Below are 24,250 nucleotides of genomic sequence, written 5' to 3'. Positions count from 1 at the left end.
TTAGGCAAATAAGATTATTCTTAGATTCTATGTTTTATTTACTTCGGAAATGTAAAACCTACAAACCCGTTTAAACCAATAGATTTTAGAACGACGAATTTGAATCTGGCACATTTCAGAAATAAAAGTGTTTAAACAAAAAATGTATGCCTAGCCTTCTCGTCTTAAAACCTCTAATGGCGAACTGCGTAAAACCGTTTGAATATTGCTCAACCCAATCACAACCACCAACAGGCTAATGCCTGGTAAAAACACAAAAAACGGAATCATAGATGGCACAAAAGGCTCGTTAAACACAAATAATGCTAAGCACATACTGCCAGCCAATGCCAATAAAATGCCTACTAAACTGCCTAAAATTCCTAAAAAGAGATATTCTAACGATGCTATTTTTAAAATTTGCTTGTTTTGCGCACCTAGCGTTCTCAGTAAAACACTTTCTTTAATACGCTGATATTTACTGGTTCTAACAGAACCTATCAATACAATAATTCCTGTGAGAATACTAAAAAATGCCATAAAGTTTATAATCCATGATACTTTATCTAATATATCTTCAACAACTGTATACACTTGTCGTAAGTCAATAACCGATACATTTGGAAATCCAGACACTAATTCTCGTTGCAACTCTGCAGATTTTTCCTCGTTTGGAACAGCAGTTGTTATTACATTAAATTGAGGCGCTTGTTCTAAAACACCTTTAGGAAAAAGAATAGTAAAATTTGGTTTTATTTGTGCCCAATCTACCTGTCTAATACTTCCCACTTCAGTATTCATAAGTACACCTTGCACATTAAATACAATGGCATCACCAACCTTAACTTTTGCGTCTAACGCTAAATTTTCTGATAAGGAAATAAGAATTGGAGCATTGGGTTTAATTTTTGGTGTCCATTCTCCAGATATAATATCTTCGGAAGTCGTAAGCGCATCTCGATAGGTTGCTCTAAATTCATGGTTTAAAACCCAACTTCTAATTTGACGTGTTGAATCTTGACGTAACGTATTTACCAATTGGTCCTTAATACTATGAACACGCATGGTTACAATTGGAATATTATCTAAAATGGGTAATTCTAAACTTTGTATGCGTTTTTCTACAGCGTCTTTTTGCTCATTTTGAACATCTAAAATAATAATATTTGCGGCATCTGCAGTATCTGCTACTTCTGTTTTAGATAATAAAATATCTTTAGTAAAATATAAAGTGCTTATTAAAAATGTCCCTAATCCAATAGCAACAACTAATACCATAGTTTGGTTGTTAGGTCTAAATAAATTTAACAAACTTTGGCGAGCTGCAAATCCAAAACGCTTTGGAAAAAACGTTTTTACTGCCTTCATACTCAATAAAGCAATACCTGCTAAAATTGCAAAAGTCACAAGAGTTGCTAACACGAAACCTAAAGCATATTTTATATTACCTACTAGAATAAATGAGAACAATATCAAGAATATTACAATACCACTTACAACGATTAACTGTGTTTTATTAGAACTTTTTGACGCACTCTCTCCTACTCTTAAAACTTCTAAAGGTGACACATACCAAGTATTAATAAGTGGCAATAGTGCAAAAAGCACAGACATAAATAAACCTAGAAAAACACCTATTATAACTGGTAAAAATGAAATACTGATTTCAACTGTAAACGGTAAAAACGATTGCAACAGATATGGAAATAGCTCTTGCAGAGCAATCCCAATGATGGATCCTATAAGTCCGCCAATTATACCAATACCTGCAATTTGAATTAGAAATATCATGAAACTTTGTCGTCTAGATGCTCCCATACATTTTAAAACCGCTATCGATTTTAATTTTTCCTTTATATAAATATGAACAGAACTCGCAATACCTATACAACCCAATAATAAGGCTATAAATGCAGCTAGATTCAAAAATTTGTCCACATTATCGTAACGATTACCCAAACGCTTACTTGTACTGGTATGTGTGTCTAAATCGGCATTTTCAAAATCCAACATAGGGTCAATAATATCTTCAAAAGCTTCTAAATCGAAATCGTTGGTCGTTTTATAAAAAAACTGATATTCTTTTCTACTCCCAAATTGCAACAACTTGGTGTCTTCTAAAAAATGATAAGGAATCACAATTGGAGGTGCAACTGAGCTAGAAATAGCGTTGCTACCAGGAATAGATTTTAAAGCTCCAACAATTGGTAATGTAAGCTCACCTACTTTTATAGAATCACCAACTTTGGTATTAAACTGAAGCAATAAGGTTGCGTCTACCAAGGCTCCACCTGAATTTTGATAACTCGTTGCAGCAACTGCTGGTTTTGTTTGTATTTGACCATAAAATGGAAACGCACCTTCAATTCCTCTTACTTTTACCAATTTAGCACCTCCATTTTTTGGAAACGCAATCATAGATACAAAGTTGACTTCTTGAGCATTAGGCTGCAAAGAATCAATAATTACTTGAGCTCTCTTTGTTGGTTCTTGTCTAGAATCAATAATGTAATCTGCTCCCATCAATACTTTTGATTGGCGCTGTATATTATCCTTTAGATTGATGCTAAATAATTGTATAGAAACTACAGCTGCAATTCCTAAAACTATTGAACTCATAAACAAAAGTAATCGTACTTTACTTGCTTTGGCATCTCGCCATGCCATTTTAAAGAGCCATTTTGTACTTGGATTCATAATCTAATAAACTCTTAATTATTGTACTGTTGTGCGTGTATTGGTTAAAATTTGTCCGCCTTTTAAGCGCAAAATTTGTTGGGTTCGGTTAGCGAGATCTAAATCATGAGATATTATAACCAATGTTGTACCAGCTTCTTTATTAAGGTCAAATAAGAGTTTAATCACTTTTTCTCCAGTGTCTTCATCTAAATTCCCTGTCGGTTCATCTGCAAATAAAATAGAGGGTTCATTGGCAAACGCTCTTGCCAAAGCCACGCGTTGCTGCTCTCCTCCTGACAATTGTGACGGATAATGATGCACGCGATTTGCCAATCCTACTTTTTCTAGTAAGATCAAACTACGTTTTTCCGCATCTTTTGCTCCTTGCAATTCTAACGGAACACTCACATTTTCTAAAGCAGTAAGTGTTGGTAGCAATTGAAAATTTTGAAATATAAACCCAACTTCTTTATTACGTAATTGCGCACGCTGATCCTCATTTAAAGAGCTTAAATCATGTCCGCATAATTCTATACTACCAGCATTTGGCTCATCTAATCCAGCACATAACCCAAGTAAGGTTGTTTTTCCGCTACCTGATGGTCCAATAATTGAAAATGTTTGTCCGCGATCTACATCAAATGAGATGTCCTGCAAAACCGTTAATTCTTTGTTACCACTAGCATATGTCTTTTCTAAGCCAGTAATCTTTAATATCTTTGATGTATTCATTTTAATAAAATTCACAACTTACGTCTATGGTTCAAAATAATCAATTGCTTGCAAAGTTACCTACTTCAATCGTACATAAATACTTAAAGTTTTGTTATTTTCTGCTCGTGTGTCTTCTGTTTTCCTGCGGAAATGAGAAAACTCCAAAAACCGTCGAGAAATCAGAAACAGTAGAAAACACTAACAAAGAATCTGAGCAAGATGTCACTAACAATAAAACAAAAACCATTTTATGTTTTGGAGATAGTATCACTGCTGGTTATGGCTTAGATGATACTAACGATGCTTTTCCTGCTCTACTACAACAAAAAATAGATGCCTTAGGTGCAGATTATACTGTTGTTAATTCTGGATTAAGCGGCGAAACAACTGCTGGAGGAAAAAGTAGAATTGATTGGATTTTAAAACAAGACATTTCGATATTTATTTTAGAATTGGGTGCTAACGACGGTTTGCGTGGTGTTGCTTTATCTGAAACTCGTGCAAACCTTCAATCAATCATTGATGTTGTAAAGCAAAAAAGTAAAGACACTACAATTATTCTAGCAGGTATGCAATTGCCTCCAAATATGGGTCAATCGTATACCACAGAATTCAAACAGATTTATATTGATTTAGCTAAAGAAAACAACTTAGAATTTATTCCGTTTATTTTAAAAGATGTTGGTGGTATTGCTGAGCTCAACCAAAACGATGGTATTCATCCAACCGAAGAAGGTCACAAGATTGTTGCCAACACAGTTTGGGATGTTTTAGAACCTTTGGTTCGTGCGAATTAGATCATAGTTTACTACAATAGACTTTTGGTGTAGCTTAAACATTTCCGAAGAAAAACATGAAAATGAATTAAAGAACGGTAATTCTAACCTTCTTCTTTTTCAATCTACTATTGTTTAAAGTACTAATCAATTGATCTACCAAAGCCACAGGAACCGCTACAAACGCACAATCTGGTTTCAACTCAATGGTACCTAATTGGTCTTTTTTAAGTCCGCCTTGTTTAAAAAATAAACCTGCAATATCACCTTTTGATATTTTATCTTTTCTCCCTCCGGAAATGAACAAAGTTTCCCAATATTGCTTTTTGTAAGGCGCTTTGCTAGACACATCAATAGGATTTTTGACGTTAATAAAGTCTGGAAGCAGTTGGTCTTTCCATTTTATAATATAAGACGTTCCTGAAGCTTTTACTCGTGCTGTTCTACCATTTCTATGAATAAACTCCTCTTCGTGAATAGGCAATTCATAATGAATAATAAATTTCATCTCAGGAATATCGATACCACGTGCTGCCAAATCTGTAGCAACTAATAATTGGCAAGTACCATTTCTAAATTTTATAAGTGCACGTTCTCTATCTTTTTGCTCCATGCCTCCTGAAAAACAAGCATGGCTAATTTGGTTTTTATTTAAAAAATCACTCACCAAATTGATACTATCTCTAAAATTACAGAAAATAATTCCTGGCTCATTTCCTATATGCAAAATAACATCTAGTAAGGTTGATAATTTCTTTTTATCTGGAGAAATCACTAATTTGAGTGCTAGACGAGACTCGTCTTTTTCATTTAAATAATCGATAATATTTGGCTGCTCTAAACCTACAAAATCAGGAACATCAACCGCTTGATTAGCAGAGGTTAATATGCGTTTATTTAAATTAGGCAAATAATAGAGAATAGCTTGCATTTCTTCTTCAAAACCTTGCTCTAAAGACTTATCAAATTCATCTAAAATTAAGGTTTTGATATGTGCTTTAGAAAACCGATCATTATCAAAATGATCTAGAATACGACCAGGAGTTCCTACCAATATTGCAGGATTATGTTTGAGCTCAATTTTATCTTTAGACATTGGCCTGCCTCCATAAACAGCATTCACTTTATAACCAGAACCCATAGATCGAATGACGCGTTCTATTTGAATAGCCAACTCTCTTGACGGTACAATGATTAAGGCTTGTATTTCTGATGATTCAACATCTAATAACTCTAAAAGTGGTAATGCAAATGCTAAGGTTTTCCCTGTTCCTGTTGGTGATAAAATTACAGTATTCTCAACCTGTGCAATACTTGATGTCGCTGCCTCTTGCATTGGATTTAAGGCAGCAATATTCAACTTATTTAGAATATCCTGCCGATTTTTAATATCATGAGCCATAGACTTACTTCTTTTTAGCTTGTTTAGCAGTTTCAGGTTTTGATATGTCGGTAGGATTTTGAGCTAAATAATTTGCTAATATTTTATCAACCAGTTCCTCTTTTGTTAAATGGTGAAAGATGGTTTTAATTTGAGATTTAAAATCTTCAGAAACTTGACGATTAGGCTTGGTTTTAAAAATCTTTTTAGCCCAAAGTAAACCATTATTTTCGGCTATACTTTGCGCATTTGCTTTTTTAAATTCAGTAAACACTAGCCCTAATTCGTCTTCAAATTCAGGGATTTCTTCAACTTCTTCCTTTTGTATCACACTTAATGATAAGCCCTTTGCTCCTGCTCTAGCTGTACGACCACTTCTATGAACATAAGCTTCATACGTATCAGGTAAATGGTAATTAACAACATAAGCCACGTCTTTAACATCAATACCACGAGCAGCTAAATCTGTTGCAACCAAAATATCAATAAACCCTTCTCTAAATTGTCCCATGATACGATCACGAATACCTTGAGTTAAGCTTCCATGAATAGCTCCAGATGAAAATTTATTGATAGCCAGTTTTTTAGCTAACTTATTCACTGCAGCTTTAGTTTTGCAAAATATGATGCCACGTTGACCTTCTTTAGAATTTAAAAAATGGAGTAATACTTCTAATTTTTCAATAGGTTCTACAACAACATATTGATGATCTATGCCTTGATGACCAACAGTTTCCATATGCGCTTCTACCTGCACAACATGTTTTGACATGTAATTTTGAACCAATTGTTTGATCGCACCAGATAGCGTTGCTGTAAATAGTAAGGTTCTCCTCGATTTAGGGATCGCTTTAATAATAACATCGAGATCAGTTTTTAAAGCTGTTACCATTTCATCAGCTTCATCAAGAACCAAATAATTTAAGCTTTTAATATCAATTGCACCGCGTTTAACCAAATCAACTAAACGTCCAGGCGTTGCTACCACAATGTGAGTGGTTTCTTTAAGCCGTTCAATTTGTGGTTTAATAGGGATTCCTCCACATACAGACGCAATGGATATTTTAGAGTTTTCTTCGGAAAAATCGACTAAATTATTATAAATCTGTTGCCCTAATTCTCTCGTTGGTGCTAAAATTAGTATTTGAACCGACGCGCTTTCTAAATTAACTTTTTGCAATAGCGGCAAACCAAATGCTGCTGTTTTTCCAGTTCCTGTTTTTGCAATAGCTACAAGATCTTCGGTTTGGTTGAGAATAACCGGAATTGACTTTTCCTGGATATCTGTAGGAACAGAAATCTTTAAATTAGCTAAAGCCTGTTGCAGTGAATCATTAATTCCTAATTCTGAAAAACGTTGTGACATAAAAATAGTTTTGATAAAGATAGCTATACCTTGTTATAGAATAACATCATAGCGCTAAATGAATTTAACGATACTTTAAAATAATAAATAAAAAAAACCATCAATTACGATGGTTCTTAATGGCATTATGATCGTCTATTTTTTTATAACCTTTACATTTGTTGCGATAGGTCCTTTGTCACTTTGTTCAATATTGAACGTGACTTTGTTTTTATCTTTAATTTTACCGATAACATTTGATTTGTGAACAAAAATCTCTTCGTTAGAATCAGCAAGAGTTATAAATCCAAACCCTTTTCTAAAATTAAAAAATTTCACGGTTCCTTCTTGTGTTCCTTTATTAGAACCTGAATCATTACTTGAACCAAATAGTTTTTTTAACCAATTAATCATTATTACTTATATTTTATGTTTGTACTTTCTTATTAGTATTGTAAATCATTAACGCTACAAAAATAACAAGTTAATTTAATTTAATTTTCAACAAAGATAATCGTCTTTTATTGCTATACGAGTAGAATTAAAATAATTACAGTTTTTTCTGAAAATAATTACATAAATCTGTAATTTTTAAAAAGTAAAATTACAAATTTTGCTTTTAAACATTTATCTTACAGTCTCATTTAAAATCTTCTAAATTTTATAATTTTAAAGGTTAAAAGCACTAAATCTATTTTAATACATGATCTACACCATAATTGATGTTGAAACTACTGGACGTGGAAATCGTATCACTGAAATTTCTGTTTTTAAATATGATGGAAACTGTGTGATTGACGAATTTACAACACTCGTAAATCCGCAGAGTGATATTCCATTTCATATTACAGCTCTCACAGGTATTGACAATGAGATGGTTTCAAACGCGCCAGTTTTTGAGGATGTTGCACAACATATACTTGACATCACAGAGGACTCCATTTTTGTAGCGCATAATGTTAATTTTGATTATAATGTCATTGGAGGCGAATTTAAGCGTTTAGGTATCGATTTCCGAAGAAAAAAATTGTGCACAGTACGTTTGTCTAGAAAACTGCTTCCTGGACATAAATCATATAGTTTAGGAAAACTTTGTAAGGCATTGTCTATTGATTTAGTAGGAAGACACAGAGCTCGTGGAGATGCTGAAGCTACAGTAGTTTTATTTGAACTATTATTAAAACAACCTAACGCTAGTGAGGCTTTTAGTGACTTTCTGAACAAAAATTCTAGAGAATCTACTCTGCCTCCTAATTTATCAAAAGAAACGTTTGAAACCTTACCAAATTCGCCAGGTATTTATTATTTTAAAGATAAAAAGGGTACAATTATATACATTGGGAAAGCCAAAGATATTAAGAAAAGAGTATTGAGCCATTTTTATAGTAAAACGAAAAAATCGCTTGATATGGTTAGAGAAACTAGAGATATCGATTTCGAATTATCTGGCAGTGAACTAATTGCATTATTAATGGAAGATGCTGCAATAAAACAGAACTTTCCAATTTATAATAAAGTTGCAAAACGAACCATTCAATCCTATTCCATTTTTTCTTATGAGGATAGAAATGGTATCATTCATCTCGCTATGAATAAAGGGCGTTTAACACCAAATCCTTTAGTTACTTTTTTTAATGTAAGAGATGTGCGCTTGTATATGGAAAAAATTTGTTCACAATTCAATCTATGTCCTAAATATTGCCATTTGCAAGAATCTGTTTGGGAATGCTCACATTACAATATAACCAATTGCAAAGGTATTTGTAGAAATGAAGAGTCTATTAGTGATTATAACGAACGAGTTATTGAAGCTATTAAAGCTATTTCTGAAGGTAAAAAAGATATCATTTTAAAAGAAAAAGGGAGAGCAGCGAATGAAGAAGCCTTCATCTGGATTAAAAATAATGTGTATTTAGGCTACGGTTTTATTGATAAACAAGAGCAAATAACGCATGAGGAGGATTTGCAGCATTATCTTATTAAACAAAAAGACAATATGGATATTCAAAAGATTTTAAAGCATAAAATGGTAGAGTTATAATATCACAAACCCGTATCTTCACGCTCTAATTTTTCAAGCTTACAACTAAGTGCACCAAATAAAAGCCTACATAGATCAAATTGCTACGATTTCAAATGCCGATTGGGAGTTTTTCTCATCTAGATTACAGCGTCGTGAAATACCAAAAAAAACAGTATTTTTAAAGCTTAATGATATAGAAAATCATATTTCATTTATAGAATCTGGTGTGGTGCGTTTATTTATTCCGAAGGAAAATTCAGAAAAAGAAATCACTTTTGGATTTAGCTTTAAAGACCAATTTGTTAGTGCTTACGATTCGTTTTTAACGCAAACACCTTCTGCTTATCAATTGCAAGCCTTAACTAAAACTACGATATTAAGCATTACCTACCAAGATTTACAAGACGTTTATAAAACCACTCAAATAGGCAATCTCATTGGCAGATTAACTGCAGAACGTCTCTTTTTGTTAAAATCAAAACGCGAGCAATATCTATTAAATTTAACAGCAGAAGAACGCTATCTAAAACTTTTTAAAGAACGTCCAGAATTATTAAAGGTCATTCCCTTAAAGTACATTAGCTCTTATATTGGTGTCACTGCTCAAGCATTGAGTAGAATTAGAAAACGTATATAATCTAATTTTAAGTATTTTACATTTTTTAAAAGAGTGTGATAATTAAATTTCTTGCTTCTATTAATTAAGAAAATCTTAAGCCTTTAATTGATTTGGGTTCATTGTATAGCTCATAAGCTGCAAGTATCTTTGCAAAAAAAGTTATGGTTATCATCATTTTTGTCTTAATACTATGGTATGGAGGCTTATTTTTTCAGTCATTTTTTTTACATCGTTATGCTGCGCATCAAGTATTTACGATGTCTAAAACAATGGAGCGTTTAACATTCGTTCTAACTTGGATTTTTCAAGGCTCAAGTTATTTAAGTGCTTATGGTTACGGCGTAATGCATCGTATGCACCATGCTTATACTGATACAGAAAAAGATCCGCACTCTCCATCTCATGATGCAAATGTGTTTGCCATGATGTGGAAAACAAAAACCGTATATCAAGATATTAATAAGCAACGTGTTGCTGTAGATGAGCGTTTTACTAAAAATGTGCCGCAATGGAAAACCTTTGATACATTCGCTAGTTCTCGTATATCTAGACTGCTCTGGATTGCGCTCTACATTTTAGTTTTTGTATATTTTGCAACAGCTTGGTGGCAATGGTTATTACTGCCAATTACATTTTTAATGGCTCCAATTCATGGTGTGATTATAAATTGGTTTGGCCATATTTATGGTTATGTGAATTTTAAAATGAAGAATACGAGTAAAAATCTCTTCAGGTTTGATTTTTTAATGATGGGTGAAGGTTATCATAATAATCATCATAAGCATGCAAGTCGCGCAAATTTTGGGGTAAAATGGTACGAAATTGATGTCACCTATGTAATTATAAAAGTATTAGATGCTCTAGGTTTTATTAAGCTTAAACCTATAAGAGTTAAAAACTAACAAGTCAATTGGAAAACTTATAAAATCAAATAATTTACAGTTACTTTATTTTATTTCGTTTTGTAGCCTTCTTTAAACCTAAAGCTTAATATGAGTCCGTGTTGATTTCCTAAAGGAGACGTACCAGAAATTATACTATAATGATAGATACATCGCAATGATTTTGCGATATAAAGTCCTGCTAGTACGTTAAATGCAGAGCTTGATCTATAACCTGCTCCTAATTCAAATTTATTTTGGTAACTCACAGATACATTCATATCTGCTAACAAAGGTGCTCCTTTTTCGTGTTTCAAGAATAAGCTTGGCTTAATCATAAAATTCTCAAAACGATTATTAAAAAAGCGATATCCAAAATAACCATAAACAGGAAATTCTAGGTTTACAGCATCTTCTGACGCTAAAGACGTTCCCATAACGTTAGGTGCAGATATTCCTGCATAAAAACGAGAATGATTAAATAAAAACCCAAGACCAATTGTTGGAATCGTAATATTTATATTTTCACTAAATTGAATATCATCCATAATATTCAACTCTAATAAATTATCCTGATATTGTTGTAATCCAGCTGTCAATCCAAAAGATAATGTTCCTGGCTCATAATTTTGCCAATATGGCCTATCATCTTGAAAGTCAAATCTTATTTTATAAGAATAAGCTACAAAAGCACTAGTAGATGTTGTAACACCTATTTCGTCTCTAATAATTCCTGCTCCAATGCCCATTTTGCGATCTGCAATTGGTGTATGAAAACTAAAACTGATATTTTTAGGACTTCCATCAAATGCACTAAAACCTGTATTAGCTAGAGTCATTTCGGTAGTTGGCAATAATCCAGCATAGGCAGGATTAATTATAAACGGATTATAGTTATACTCGGGAAACGAAGCTGTTTGCTGCGCATTTAAATGTTTACTTACGCAAAAGAGCAATAAAACGCTTAGCAATAAGCTATTATATAATTTTGTAAATTTCATAAATTAGCGCTTTAAAACAACAAAACCTTTTGTTTTCTTTAGATTGTGAGGACCATTAATTTGAATATTAAAAAAGTAAGTTCCAGATGGTAATCGTCCTGCTCCTAGCCTATTTTTTTTATTTGCATCACCTCTAAAAACTCGAGAAGCATTATCATATCCTTTAATCTCAAAAACTAAATCTCCCCATCTGTTGTAGATATACACCACATTATCTGTAAAGTTTTGTATGCCTTTAATTTCCCAAAAATCATTAATTCCATTGCCATCTGGTGAAAATCCATATTTTGTTTCTTCAACCTCTGGAAATACAATTTGGGTTTCGGTTGTAAAGCTTTCTTCATCGCAGCTTTGCGCGTTTCCTTCAGAATTATACGGAATTACAGTCACAAAAATCACTGTGTTTTCTGGTAAATTTACTGGAATATCATAGGTGGTTACATTTCCGAGGTCAATAGTATTTATGATATCTGTTCCTCCAGAAGTAGTCCCAATATTGAGTAAATAACCGCTTGCATTTGCAACAGTGTTCCATGAAATATCTTCGGAAATTGGCACATTTACACTGCCATCAACCGGTGAAATTAAATAAGTACATTCTGGTATAGTTGCTAAAGTTTCCGTTGTAAAACTATCTTCTGTGCAACTTATAGCATTGCCTTCCAAATTATACGGAGTTACAGTCACGAAAATCACTGTATTTTCTGGTAAATCTCCAGGTATATCATAAGTGGTTACATTTCCGAGGTCAATAGTATTTGCAATATCTGTTCCTCCAGAAGTAGTCCCAATATTGAGTAAATAACCGCTTGCATTTGCAACAGCGTTCCATGAAATATCTTCGGAAATTGGCACATTTACACTGTCATCAACTGGTAAAATTAAACTGGTGCAATCTGGAACAGCTGGTGCAGAACCGGTTGTAAACCACTCTGAAGCACAGCCAAAAGTGTCATTAGGTGTTAAATATGGAGATATTTGTACAATTATTTCAGTGTTTTCGGGTAAATCAAAAGGTAAATCATAAGTTAACGCATTACCAACATCATCTCCTCCTAATAAATTAGCAGCTGTACCTACACTTATTAAATAACCATTAGCGCCTTCTACAGCATTCCACGAGAAGTTTGTAGATACAGATACATTCGTTTCACCAGCCAACGGCAAAGTCAACGTTGTACAATCAAGCATAGAATTTGCAGCACCAGTTGTAAAACTTTCTTGAGTACAAGTTTCATCTACTGAAAACGCATTAACTGTAATTAATTTTACAAAAATCTCAGTATTTGCGGGTAAATCATTTACAAAATCGTGTGATGTATTGCCATTTGTAACATTAAAACCGTCAAGAATATCGTTAACCGTGGGAGACGTCCCTACATTTAAAATATAGCCATCTGCATTATCTGCTGCACTCCATGTAATATCTGTAGTAACCGACACATTTGTAGCGCCATTTAATGGATCTATTAAACTTGAGCAACCAACAAAGGGAATTTCTGTCGTAAATTGATCATCACCGCAAACCGTTCCGCCAGAACTATTATATGAACCAATAGTTATATAGATAACCGTACCTCCAGGTAAATCAAAAGGAATATCATACGTTGTAACATTACCAACATCTGTAACATCTAAAATATCTGTTGCTCCTGTAGATGTCCCTATATTTACTGTATAGCCTTCGGCATATTGACTTGCAGACCATATAAGATCTGTATCTACAGGAACATCTAATTCCTGAAATGAAGGCATTAAAAGGTTTGAGCATTCGGGAAGCGGCAATTCTGTAATAAAGCTTTCTTCAATACAATCAATTGCATTTCCTAAGGCATTGTAAGGTGTAACGGTTACAAAGATTTCGGTAGTAATTGGTAAGTCTGCAGGAATATCATATGTTGTGACATTACCAACATCCATGTTATTAATAATATCAGTTCCTCCAGAAGTGGTTCCAATAGTAAGTATATAACCCTCTGCGTTAGAAATGGCGTTCCAAGTTAAGTCTGTAAAGATAGAGACATCAATAGCATTATTTAAAGGCGTACTTAAAGACGTACAATTTGGAATGGTTTCAGTAAATTCAGTCCCAAAAGATTCCTCTTCACAACTTAATAAAGTTCCAATTGTATCGTACGGTGTTATTAAAACAAAGATTTCAGTGTTTTCTGGTAAATCGATTGGAGGATTTACAGTTGTTGTATTACCTACATCAAAATCGTCTAAAATGTCCCAAACACCAGAATCTGTTCCAATATTAACTCTATAGCCTGTGGCTCCCAAAACTGCATTCCATGATATATTAGTATTCACAGGAACATTCATAGCATTAGCTAAAGGAGAATTAATAATAGTACATTCTAAATCTATAGAAGCAGATTCTGTAGTAAAACTCTCTTCAGCACAACTTGTTGCGTTTCCTGCGGAATTGTAAGGTATAATCGTTACGAAAATCTCAGTGTTTTCTGGCAAATTGGTAGGAATATCAAATGTTGTGATGTTACCAACATCTTGATTATTTATGATGTCTGTTCCTCCTGATGTTGTTCCAATAGTTATGATGTAACCATCTGCATCTACAATAGCGTTCCAGTTTATATTTGTCGCTACAGAAACGTCAATGGCTCCATCATTTGGATTATTTAAGATTGTACAATTTGGTATTGTTGGTGCTGCACCTGTTGTAAAACTTCGCTCAGGGCAAGTTTCGAAACTACCTATCGCATTATATGGAACGACTATGATAAAGATTTCTGTGTTTTCTGGTAAATCAGACGGGAAATCGTAGGTAGTTACATTTCCGACGTCAAAATTATTGAGAATGTCATTTCCGCCAGACGTTGTGCCAGCAGTTAACCTATAGCCATTAGCGTTTGTGTCTTCACTCCAGGTAATATCTGAATCTACTTCTTCATTTACTGACCCATTACCTGGCAGAATAAGGATACTACATCCTACATTAGAAACCATATCTCCTATCGCTGTGGTAAAACTTTCGTCTACACAATTTTGGTTAGCACCTGCTCCATTAATTGGAGTTACTCTTACATATATTTGAGTGTTTTCGGGTAAATCATTTGCGAGATTGTAATTTGTAACGTTCCCTAAAAAAACAGATAAAATATCGGCACTACCAGCTGACGTACCAACAACAAGCTGATATTGAACTGCATCTGGAACAGCAGACCAACTTAAATTGGTATCAATAGGCACATTAGTTTCGTTGTTAACAGGTGCGATTAAATTAGTACAAAGTGGTATAACAGGCTCTTCACAGGTTGCGCTAGCAGGTTCTTGTAACTCGTAAGCACCCATATCTATAGTTGTTTCAAAAATTCTAGGATTGCCTAAATGATCTAACGTGTCAGTGAAATAACTATTATTTCCTGCATTAACAGCTGGTGAGCAAGCTCGAAGTCTGAAGTCTAAAGAGTTTTGATCTACAAACCATGGTCTATTATCATTTAACGTACCATCTAAATCTCCTATTCCTCCTAGATTTTCTCCTTTAATTAAAGAATACTCTACAGTTAAGTCACTTAAATTTCCAGTGAGACCACTATTTGTTAAATCGTTACCTGCCCAAATTATTGAGTTGTAAATTGTTGAAGGTTGACCATCATCAAAATCTAGTCTTACATTGATATTGCTTAGAGTTCTTGAAGAAAATGTACTATTTAAAATATTTAGAGCAACACCGTTTCCTGATTCAATTACATCATGTGTACCACTATTTTTTTCGGAAATCATAACAGTGTTCGTTATGCTTGCATTTGTATTATTTAAAGATAAAAACTCTGCATCATTCTCATTTCCTTTAAAATAATCATTGTACAAACTCGCCGTATTAACGCCAGAAATATTTACAAAAGCACTAGGTCCATTGAATATATTGTTAGTTGACGTTAAACTTGCTGTGTTTGTTATATTAAGATCTGGTACTGAATTCTCTTCAAAAATGTTATTATTTATAATGACAACACCAGAAGTTGAATTATAAGTATCAATAACAGGACCTCCATTATTATGATTTCTAAAAATATTATTTTCTAAAATCATTTCACCTAGAGTAAACATGTTAATAGCACAACCATTATTACCTTCATTACCATCAATAATAGAGTTTGTAACGGTTAATGAAACACCTGTAAATAGTTTGAATAAGCCATATGCTATAGAACCATCTGCCTTATTATTTTTAAACTCACAACGATCAAATGACAAAACCGTCTCTGCTCCATTTGAAGTACCTACTCCATTAGGCTGAGATCCGACAGTATCATTATTGTTAAAGCTACAATTTGTAGCAGATATTGTAGAATTATAGGAGCTAAAAACACCAGTAGCAAATGAACCATTAGATGTATTATTACTAAAACTACTGCCTTCTAAAGTGACATCGCAATTACTACCACTAAAACAAACAGCTGATTCACCAATATTATTTATTATTTGAGAATCTCTAATAGTAAGTGTTGTTGTAGACAAACCAATTAAAGCGCTAGTCTCTAGAGTATTATTTTCGGCCAATAAATTATCTAATAACACATTATTATCTCTAAAACCCATTAAAGTTGAAGACGAATTATAATCTTTAATAGTACAATCTGACATTGTAAAATTGACAACAGCATCAGAAATTTGAATTGCAGTTGTTTGACCATTTTGAAAGACACAATTTTCTAAAGTAAAATCTGCAACTACACGTCCTCCATTATTGATACTTGTATCTTCACTATTTGAAAAAATACTATTTGTGATTGATACACTATCAATATCGCTTCCAATTGTTAGACCATTGTTAGTTAATCCTTCAAATTGAACTTTATTTATTATGATATTTGAATCGGTATGAATTGCTCTTCTTGTTTGAAAAAACCGAACGCCTTCAATTTCAAATTCAGAATTACTAGAAACATCAAAAATTAGGAAGAACAAATCATTAGGATCAAAATCTGCTTGAATTTGCGCTATATGAGCCGGAATATTTTGAACTCCTCCTCCTTGAGGATAGCCACCTTTGATCGTTAGTGGTATGAAAATATCAATATCAGATTGAGGCTTATAAATGCCTTCAGCTAAAAAAATCACATCATTGGCTGCTGCCACATCTACAGCGCTTTGTATGTCGTTAAAGGCAGTTGCCCAACTCGTCCCATCTCCATTTGGAGGCGCAGATTGATCTACATAAACATTTGCAGCAAAACTAAACGATAATGAAAAGACTATGAGGCCTGTAAGTAGTAATTTTTTCATCAAACATGAATTTAGAACAAAAATATAATAATACTAGTATTATAACTCTTTGTTATAATATTATTACATTTTCGATCTAAATTTAAGTGTATGAGCTTGTACTTATAGATCGATGATAATCCTTAATTTAATGTATTAATAGCCTCTCCTATTAAAGTGTCTCCTTTAATAATTTCAAAAACGGCCTTATTTACAGCATCATCATGTAGAGCTCTCACTAAAGTTTGAGCAACATCATCTCTTGATATTTCCCCTCTTTCATTTAATGAATTTGCTAATTTTATTTTGCCTTCACCCTTATGGTTAGTTAAACTTCCAGGCCTTATAATACTATAATTTAGCTGAGATGATTTTAAAAACTCATCTGCGTTATGTTTTGCTTCTAGATATTCTTTTAACTCATTGCTAGATTCAGGATTATCTGCTCCCATAGAACTTAGCATCACAAACTTTTTAATATGCGCTTGACTAGATGCTTCTATTAATTTTTTAGCACCATCTTGATCAACTGCTTTTACTTTTTTTCCACCAGAACCTGCTGCAAAAACAACCTTATCTATATCCTTTACAGTATGTGCAACTTTATCTTCTAAATCTCCCATAACCGTTTTTACATCGTGAGCCTTGAATTCATTTTGTTGCTCTTGGGTTCTCACCATAGCAATAGGCTCAAAATATTGAGACGCTTTTAATAATTGTACGACCTTTTTTCCTGTGGTACCTGTGGCACCTGCTACTAATATTTTTTCCATTGTTTAATTTTTTTTCAAAGGTCATTTTAATTCATAGAATAGAATATTGGTAACACATAAATTGTTAACTCATTTACTTTTTAATCTAAATGAGCTCGAATAATTCACAATTTTAGTGACCAATAATCTTTCTAATAATACCAACAATACATTAGTAGGTTGAAACGTTTATAATTTTTATATCTTCGGAAACTGAAAATTTAAAGTACTATTTCAACATATGAAATCTATAATTACCTTTTTAACATTACTTCTAACAATAAGCCTAAATGCACAAGAGAAGCCTAATCCTCTTTTGATTGACTTTTCAGAATTAAAAATTAACACCACACAAAATGACTCTGTAAAACCAGTATTAGTTACTGTAAAAGACACTGTTATCACAAAAGATATTAAAGCTAATTATTGGGATAACACAGTATACAATCCTTACCATGAAACAACCGTAGAATTTCCTTTACAACTAAAGTTTAAAGATTCTACCTACCACTCACCGATTGGAAAAAATAAGGTAATCACTTCTCGTTATGGCTGGAGAAGAGGTCGTGCTCACAAAGGTATTGATATTGATTTGGTAACAGGAGATAGTTTATTTACCATGTTTGATGGTATTGTAAGAATGTCTCGTTATAGCAGAGGTCATGGCAAAACCGTTGTTGTAAGACATTTTAACGGACTAGAGACTGTGTATGCACACCTGTCTGAATATGGCGTAAAAGAAAACGACACCTTATCAAAAGGCCAATACCTTGGTAAAGGTGGTGTCTCAGGTAATGCAAGAGGAAGCCATTTACATTTGGTTATAAACTATAATGGTGTATCTATAAACCCAGAATATTTATTTGAGTTTAATAGTCATAATAAAATTAGAGCAAATGAACTTTGGGTGACAAAAAAATGGACGCGACCTATTTATCATAATTCCAAAAGAGAAAGCATTATAAAACCTCTAATTTCCGAAGAAGAAGCATTAGCAAGCCTTATTAAACAAAAATCTATTTATGTTGTTAAATCTGGAGACACCTTATCTAGAATTTCTAAACGCAATAATGTGACCATTACTTCCATTTGTAAAACCAATACGATTAAACGTAACTCGGTTCTTAAAATTGGTCAAAAGCTAGTAATAGAAAAATAAGCTATTATTTTGACGCTACTGTATTTGAAATTAAAACAATATTTTTCTCTACAATTAATAAGTTGTCTTTTTTAATGGGTTTCAATATTCTTGTTGAATCCCCTTTTTTTGAAATTCTTTTACGACATAACTTGGTAAGCATTGGATCATTATCAAAATAGAATGATGCTAAGTCGTAAGCAGGTTGTGAAGGTTCTTTTATTGTAGGAAACAATTGAGAAAGTTGATTATATCGTCTGTCATTTCCTGGTATAAATGTATAAAACGTATAACGACCATTAACATCTGTCTTTACCCAACCTCTATGATGAGCGTAACGTTTATTATTTTTTTCTCTTAAATCAAAATCACCATTTTCATCTGCTTGTTCAATATAAAGAATAACACCTTGAGCTGGAGTTACACCATCGCTTTTATAAATAGTACCTGTAATTTTTAAAGGCTGTTGCTTTGTGTCAAAATCAGGAATACTATCTGTAGCACTTATATCTAGAGCATTATAATCATAAATAGGATGACGCTCTAAAACATCTTCTTTTTGCGTATTTGTAATGAGCGCAGTTGAAGTACCAGAAATAGTTGTTATTTCCTGCGCTGTTACAGTAAATTGAAGTCCGATTAAACAAATTAGAGAACAAAGAGTGATTAGATTTTTCATTAGGCTAAGTATAAATTCAGTCAAAAATGGCTGATATATATCATAAACCCTTAAAAATCTTATCAATACACTCATTTATGCGACAAACAGACAAGCCATGCAATTTTTAACGATGAAATGACACCTCACATGAGCTCATAAATAATTATAGTACACCCACTTTATCAAACATATCAAGCTATAATTTTGCTTAAATTGTTACGATTTAAAGAAATCAAAAGCAAAAAAAAACACATGGTATTTCATCGGACAAAATTGCGTTTAATCCACTATTTGAGCCTTTAATCTGTAAAATATGCATTTCGTAGATAAAAATAATTTTAAAAAAAACACAAAATTAAGTTGGAATTTTTAATAATTTGTATAGATTTGTCTCACCTAGATCTATAAAAAACTTTAAAATGAAAACAAAATCTACTTTATGTATTGCTATTTTCTTTCTAATGGCAAGTATAACTTTCGCTCAAAAAAAAGACAAAGAAATCACTATTATTGATGGTAAAGTAAATATTTCTAAATACCATAACTTTTCACAATTAGACAAAATGTCTAAAGGAGAATTACTTAAATTATATAGTGAACGCATCCAAGTTATTGTAAATATATTGCCAAACATTGCATTTGCAACAAAACCAGGTGTAACTATGGCTTCTCTTGGAATACCAGAAACCAAAGACAATAAAAAAGCTTTAGAGATTAACAGAGATGCATCTGTAGAGTATTTTGATAGTACCGTAGAATTTCAAAAGAAAATATTACCATATTCCGATACAAGAGATTTAATTGCTGCCATATTGTTCTATGAAGAAACACTTAAATCTTTGCATACCTATAATGATTTTAAAACTGACTAATTCATAGTTTTTTATTGTTAATAATTCTAAACCTCAGTTTTTTTACTGAGGTTTTTTTTGGTCATCTACGCTATTAATTTTGAGCTATGATTAGACTGAATTAATTGATCAATTTAAAATTTAAAAAAATCACGCATTTAGCTGTAAGATTTTTCTTTAAAATCATATATATTTATGCATTTCGTCGATATTATTTGCGTTTCGTGTGTAAAAACGCTATTTTTGATTATATAAATTAGCACCCACTAATCTAATTAAACATTTACCTGCTATGAAAAAAGTTACGTTTTTAACTCTAATCTTATTTTTAGTTATAGGCAATTTATTTGCCCAGCAAGAAAAAGGCATAATTGGCTATAATAATTGGTTAAATCCTTGGACAGAATTTAAACCCAACAAAGTTGAATATGGTAAACCTACCCAAATACTAAGCGGCAATATTTCTAAAAACACAACATTATCAAAGAGAGATGTATATCTTCTTTTAGGTGATGTTTTTGTTACAGATAGTACCACATTAACCATTGAGCCTGGCACCGTAATTATTGGTGATTTTAAAACCAAAGGATCTTTAACTATAAGTAATGGTTCTAAAATTATTGCAGAAGGTAGCTCCACAGATCCTATCATTTTCACATCTAGTAAAAGTGTTAAAAAACCTGGAGATTGGGGAGGATTATTTATTCTTGGAGATGCGCCAACAAACGCATTTGGTAGCACGTCAGCTTTAAATTATGGGTTACGTTCTTCTGCATCAAACACGTTAACTTTTGGAGGTGATAATCCAGATAGTAACTCAGGAATTTTAAAATACGTACGCATAGAATTTGCAGGAAAACGAACAAGAGATTACGGGTATTTTAGTGCATTAACTTTAGCAGGTGTTGGTCAACAAACTATAATTGAGAATATCATGGTAAGTTATAGCGAAGGAAATGCTTTCAATGTTCTTGGCGGAAAACTCATTTTAGATCAAATGGTTTCTTACAAATCTAGTGGTAATGATTACAAATTTAATAACGGAGCTCAAGTATGGATAGAGAACTCTCTAGCGGTTAGGTCTCCTTATGTCTCTAATTCAGATATTTCAAGAAGCATATATGTTGTAGATTATGATATTAAAGACGATACCGATTTTAGTAAAGACCAAACCTTTGTTGCTGCAGCAAATTTAACACTCATAAACCTTAGTTCTGATTTGAATAACGACATTAAACTTGGCTTAGTCAATGAAGCCATATACATTGGTGCAGATGCCTCTTTTTCAATTGACACCAGTGTTTTATCTGGCTTTAATCCTGCCGTTATACTTGATGAAGACATTAATATTAATCAAGAAAGTTTAAACCGATTAAAATTTACAAGAACCTATTTTAATAATTGTAAAGGAAACATCTTTAGAAATGGATTTACAGATAATGCTGATTTAGAAAACTGGTATGGTAGTCGATCTTTCGACAACGTTTATTCTAAAGGTCCAGACTCTGAAACTTTTATAGATGCAACTAGTACATCACGTCCAGATTATAGATTACGAATTAATGGAATTTATGCATCTAACGATCTTATTGATGACGATGAAGATTAACCTAATTTAAGACAAACTGCTTATAGAATAAAAAATACGCACAACTAATGTATTACTCTAATTCCCTTAATAGACTAGTCTTCACACTGCTTGTCATCTTATTTTTTTCTTCGGAAAATCTAAACGCACAAATCGTTATAGGTTCTCCGAATTTAGGATTTAGTCAAGCATGCGCAAGCGATACATTTAATACCTACAGTACAACTTTTGTGTTTTCTCCAGAAAGTGGTTTAAGTGCTTCAAACCAATTCTCAATTGAATTATCTGATGCTGATGGTGATTTTTCAGCTGCTACAGTAATATTTACTTCAACTCCTGGATCAATTACAACCTCACCAGCAACAATTGATTTTTCATTACCACCTACAACAGCTGGAGAAGGTTATAGAATTAGAATAAAAAGTAGTGCTCCTGCAGCCACGAGTTCTGGTTCTTCGACATTTGCAGCTTATTACAAAATTCAAGATGCTCCATTTTCTATAAACAACCTCGTTTCAACAGGCGTTTACTGTGCAGGAGGAAGTTATTTACTTACCATTGACAATCCAGGAAATGGAACAAACAATTCTCCTCTTAACTACCCTTCTCTTACTTATAAATGGTATAAAGAAACTGGTCCAACAACATCTAGTTTTGTGTCTGATGGTCCAACATTAACCGTAAGTGAATCAGGAACCTTTTTTGTAGAAACTAATTATGGTAGCTGTACTTCAGATTCTTTTTCTAATCGGGTTGCTATTAGCGAAGTCACTTCAGGTAATTCTGATGCTGGGATTTCTTCTAGTTTAGGAAATCCGTTTTGCCCAGCAAATGGAGCTACTACTTTAACTACTATTTCGGGCAACTCATACCAATGGTTTAAAGATGGAAATATAATCGTTGATGCAACATCGCAAATGTATGACACTAGTGAGTCTGGCACGTATGCAGTACAGGTAGATTTAGGTGAATGCATGGCATCTGGTGAAATTGAGCTCTTAAGCGAATTATTTGATGGCTCTATTAATGTGTCTGACATAAATACAATTGAAGAAGGCGAATCTCTCTCCGTAAATGTGACGACAAATGCGATTAATCCTGAATTTGAATGGTATTTAAATGATGTTGTAATTACTAATATTTCCGAAGATAACTTTGAAGCTACACAATTTGGAAGTTATAAAGTTATTGTAACTGAAACTTCTGGTTGTACTGGTTCTAGAGAATTTGTATTCGAAATACAAGAAGCTTATGATCCATTTCCAGATGTTGAAAACATCCCTAATGTAATTAGCCCAAATGGTGATGGTATCAACGATACATGGACTATACCTGTGAATTTCACAAGTGGAACCAACACCAAAGTCATGATTATGACCAATACAGGAAAAATTGTTGTAGACACCGATAATTATCTCAATAATTGGCCAGAGAGTGATTTAAATTTAAATAGCATAAATCAAGTATTTTATTACGTGATAACAACCAGTAATAACGACACTAAGAAAGGGTCAATAACAGTAATCAAATAATATGAAAACACCTCTTTTGGTTTTAATATTATGTATCTGTACTATACAGATGTTCTATTCTCAAGAAGATGATGGAGTGGTTGCGCTTGACCTACCAATAAGAAACTCATTAACATTTAATCGTTACGCCATTAACCCAACCTTTAGTTTTGTTAGAGAACAAACTAAATACATTAGTATTTTTAATAAACGAGAATGGGTAGATTTTGAAAATGCACCACTCACCTATTTAGCAAGTTATTCTGGTAGGTTTGGTGAAAATATTGGAGCAGGTATTGGTGTGTTTCAACAAAATTATGGTGTATTAACTACGTTTGGTGGTACACTAAACTTCGCCTATAATGCACAATTAGATCGAGACAGTAATTTAACTTTTGGTGTAAACATTGGTGCTTATAAAAGTGGTGTAAACACGGGTAATGTTATTACAAATTTTGACGATCCTTCTTTACAAAACATACCCGAAAACTTTTTACTTACCATTAATCCAGGAATAAACTACGGTATGGGATTTCTAGATTTTGGTTTATCAATTAATAATTTGGCATTATACAATTTTGAATCATCAACATTAATCGAAGATAATCCACAACAAAGCATTCAAGCCCATATTATGTATACTGGATATATGATGCGGAGTCGTGGTTTTTTTGATGAAGCCAAATTTACAGGTCTAATTAAGTCTGAATTTCAAAAAGAGGAAACCATTTTATCTGCAATGGCAATGCTCACTGTACCTAAAGGAATTTGGGCACAAGCTGGTTACAATACACGTTATGGTGTTTCTGGCGGAATAGGCATAAACATTACATCTCAAATAGCACTAGAATATAATTATGAAAAAGCTATAGGTGATTTATCAACCTTTGGTCCTTCACATGATTTCACAGTAGCGTATAGGTTTAAAAGTAATGATAGATATGATTATAGTAGTGGAGATGAAGTTGGTGGTTTGCTCATTTCCGACGACAAGAAAAAGCCAAAAATTGCTAAAGTAACAAACCGTAAATCAGCGACTGTTGCTAAGGTAACTTCGGAAAATGAAACTGCTGCACAATTGGGAGTTGAAGAAGAAACTGAGGCTCAAGCTAAATT

Annotated in this window: 18 protein-coding genes; 9 read left to right on the top strand and 9 right to left on the bottom strand. The window is 32.9% G+C overall.

Annotation, left to right across the window (positions count from 1 at the left end; translation table 11 throughout):
* Positions 1–150: 150 nt before the first annotated feature.
* Positions 151–2,646, bottom strand: coding sequence for an ABC transporter permease (locus tag TD29_RS14425; protein WP_040282168.1), 2,496 nt, complete (start codon positions 2,644–2,646; stop codon positions 151–153).
* Positions 2,647–2,694: 48 nt separating this feature from the next.
* Positions 2,695–3,390, bottom strand: a complete 696-nt coding sequence (locus TD29_RS14420) for an ABC transporter ATP-binding protein (protein WP_040281583.1) — start codon at positions 3,388–3,390, stop codon at positions 2,695–2,697.
* 26 nt (positions 3,391–3,416) lie between these two features.
* On the opposite strand from TD29_RS14420, the gene TD29_RS14415 reads away from it, so the two are divergent.
* Positions 3,417–4,169: an arylesterase gene (locus TD29_RS14415; protein ID WP_040281580.1), complete on the top strand. Its 753-nt coding sequence runs from the start codon at positions 3,417–3,419 to the stop codon at positions 4,167–4,169.
* Positions 4,170–4,236: 67 nt separating this feature from the next.
* On the opposite strand, the gene TD29_RS14410 is transcribed toward TD29_RS14415, so the two are convergent.
* The 3 genes from TD29_RS14410 to TD29_RS14400 form a co-directional block, all read right to left on the bottom strand.
* Positions 4,237–5,550: a DEAD/DEAH box helicase gene (locus TD29_RS14410; protein WP_040281579.1), complete on the bottom strand. Its 1,314-nt coding sequence runs from the start codon at positions 5,548–5,550 to the stop codon at positions 4,237–4,239.
* A gap of 4 nt (positions 5,551–5,554) precedes the next feature.
* Positions 5,555–6,895, bottom strand: coding sequence for a DEAD/DEAH box helicase (locus TD29_RS14405; RefSeq protein ID WP_040281578.1), 1,341 nt, complete (start codon positions 6,893–6,895; stop codon positions 5,555–5,557).
* Positions 6,896–7,030: 135 nt separating this feature from the next.
* Positions 7,031–7,288 carry a cold-shock protein gene (locus tag TD29_RS14400; protein WP_084203496.1) on the bottom strand — a complete coding sequence of 86 codons (258 nt, stop codon included), beginning with the start codon at positions 7,286–7,288 and terminating at the stop codon, positions 7,031–7,033.
* Between the two features lie 289 nt (positions 7,289–7,577).
* Between TD29_RS14400 and TD29_RS14395 the strand changes: the two genes are divergently transcribed.
* The 3 genes from TD29_RS14395 (at position 7,578) to TD29_RS14385 (ending at position 10,418) form a co-directional block, all read left to right on the top strand.
* Positions 7,578–8,915, top strand: coding sequence for an exonuclease domain-containing protein (locus TD29_RS14395; RefSeq protein WP_040281577.1), 1,338 nt, complete (start codon positions 7,578–7,580; stop codon positions 8,913–8,915).
* Between the two features lie 49 nt (positions 8,916–8,964).
* Positions 8,965–9,534, top strand: a complete 570-nt coding sequence (locus TD29_RS14390; protein ID WP_040281575.1) for a Crp/Fnr family transcriptional regulator — start codon at positions 8,965–8,967, stop codon at positions 9,532–9,534.
* A 143-nt stretch (positions 9,535–9,677) separates the two neighbouring features.
* Positions 9,678–10,418 (top strand): acyl-CoA desaturase, encoded by a 741-nt coding sequence (locus tag TD29_RS14385; RefSeq protein WP_040281573.1) that lies wholly within the window; start codon positions 9,678–9,680, stop codon positions 10,416–10,418.
* A gap of 50 nt (positions 10,419–10,468) precedes the next feature.
* Here the strand turns inward: TD29_RS14385 and TD29_RS14380 are convergent, their stop codons facing one another.
* From TD29_RS14380 to TD29_RS14370, 3 genes are all read right to left on the bottom strand, one after another.
* Positions 10,469–11,398 (bottom strand): PorP/SprF family type IX secretion system membrane protein, encoded by a 930-nt coding sequence (locus tag TD29_RS14380; RefSeq protein ID WP_040281571.1) that lies wholly within the window; start codon positions 11,396–11,398, stop codon positions 10,469–10,471.
* A gap of 3 nt (positions 11,399–11,401) precedes the next feature.
* The gene (locus TD29_RS14375) at positions 11,402–16,654 is read right to left on the bottom strand and encodes a T9SS type B sorting domain-containing protein (protein WP_040281568.1); all 5,253 of its coding nucleotides are present in this window, start codon (positions 16,652–16,654) and stop codon (positions 11,402–11,404) included.
* Positions 16,655–16,776: 122 nt separating this feature from the next.
* Complete coding sequence (locus tag TD29_RS14370; RefSeq protein WP_040281566.1) at positions 16,777–17,406, bottom strand: SDR family oxidoreductase; 630 nt, start codon at positions 17,404–17,406, stop codon at positions 16,777–16,779.
* A gap of 220 nt (positions 17,407–17,626) precedes the next feature.
* Between TD29_RS14370 and TD29_RS14365 the strand changes: the two genes are divergently transcribed.
* Positions 17,627–18,544, top strand: coding sequence for a M23 family metallopeptidase (locus TD29_RS14365; protein ID WP_040281564.1), 918 nt, complete (start codon positions 17,627–17,629; stop codon positions 18,542–18,544).
* Positions 18,545–18,548: 4 nt separating this feature from the next.
* Here TD29_RS14365 and TD29_RS14360 read toward each other — a convergent pair whose 3' ends face one another.
* Positions 18,549–19,202: a peptidase associated/transthyretin-like domain-containing protein gene (locus TD29_RS14360; protein ID WP_040281562.1), complete on the bottom strand. Its 654-nt coding sequence runs from the start codon at positions 19,200–19,202 to the stop codon at positions 18,549–18,551.
* Between the two features lie 401 nt (positions 19,203–19,603).
* Here TD29_RS14360 and TD29_RS14355 point away from each other — a divergent pair, with 401 nt between their 5' ends.
* The 4 genes from TD29_RS14355 to TD29_RS14340 form a co-directional block, all read left to right on the top strand.
* On the top strand, positions 19,604–20,056 hold the full coding sequence (locus TD29_RS14355) for a hypothetical protein (RefSeq protein WP_040281560.1): 453 nt from the start codon (positions 19,604–19,606) through the stop codon (positions 20,054–20,056).
* 271 nt (positions 20,057–20,327) lie between these two features.
* Positions 20,328–21,644, top strand: a complete 1,317-nt coding sequence (locus TD29_RS14350; protein ID WP_040281558.1) for a hypothetical protein — start codon at positions 20,328–20,330, stop codon at positions 21,642–21,644.
* Positions 21,645–21,691: 47 nt separating this feature from the next.
* Positions 21,692–23,155, top strand: a complete 1,464-nt coding sequence (locus tag TD29_RS14345) for a T9SS type B sorting domain-containing protein (RefSeq protein ID WP_040281556.1) — start codon at positions 21,692–21,694, stop codon at positions 23,153–23,155.
* A gap of 1 nt (position 23,156) precedes the next feature.
* A partial coding sequence (locus TD29_RS14340) for a PorP/SprF family type IX secretion system membrane protein (RefSeq protein WP_040282164.1) occupies positions 23,157–24,250 on the top strand: 1,094 nt, incomplete at its 3' end.

The organism is Psychroserpens damuponensis, from assembly GCF_000826655.1.
GTDB classification, from domain to species: Bacteria; Bacteroidota; Bacteroidia; order Flavobacteriales; family Flavobacteriaceae; genus Psychroserpens; species Psychroserpens damuponensis.
The sequence above is the reverse complement of the archived record's forward strand: the minus strand, read 5'-3'. Positions and strand labels throughout refer to the sequence as shown.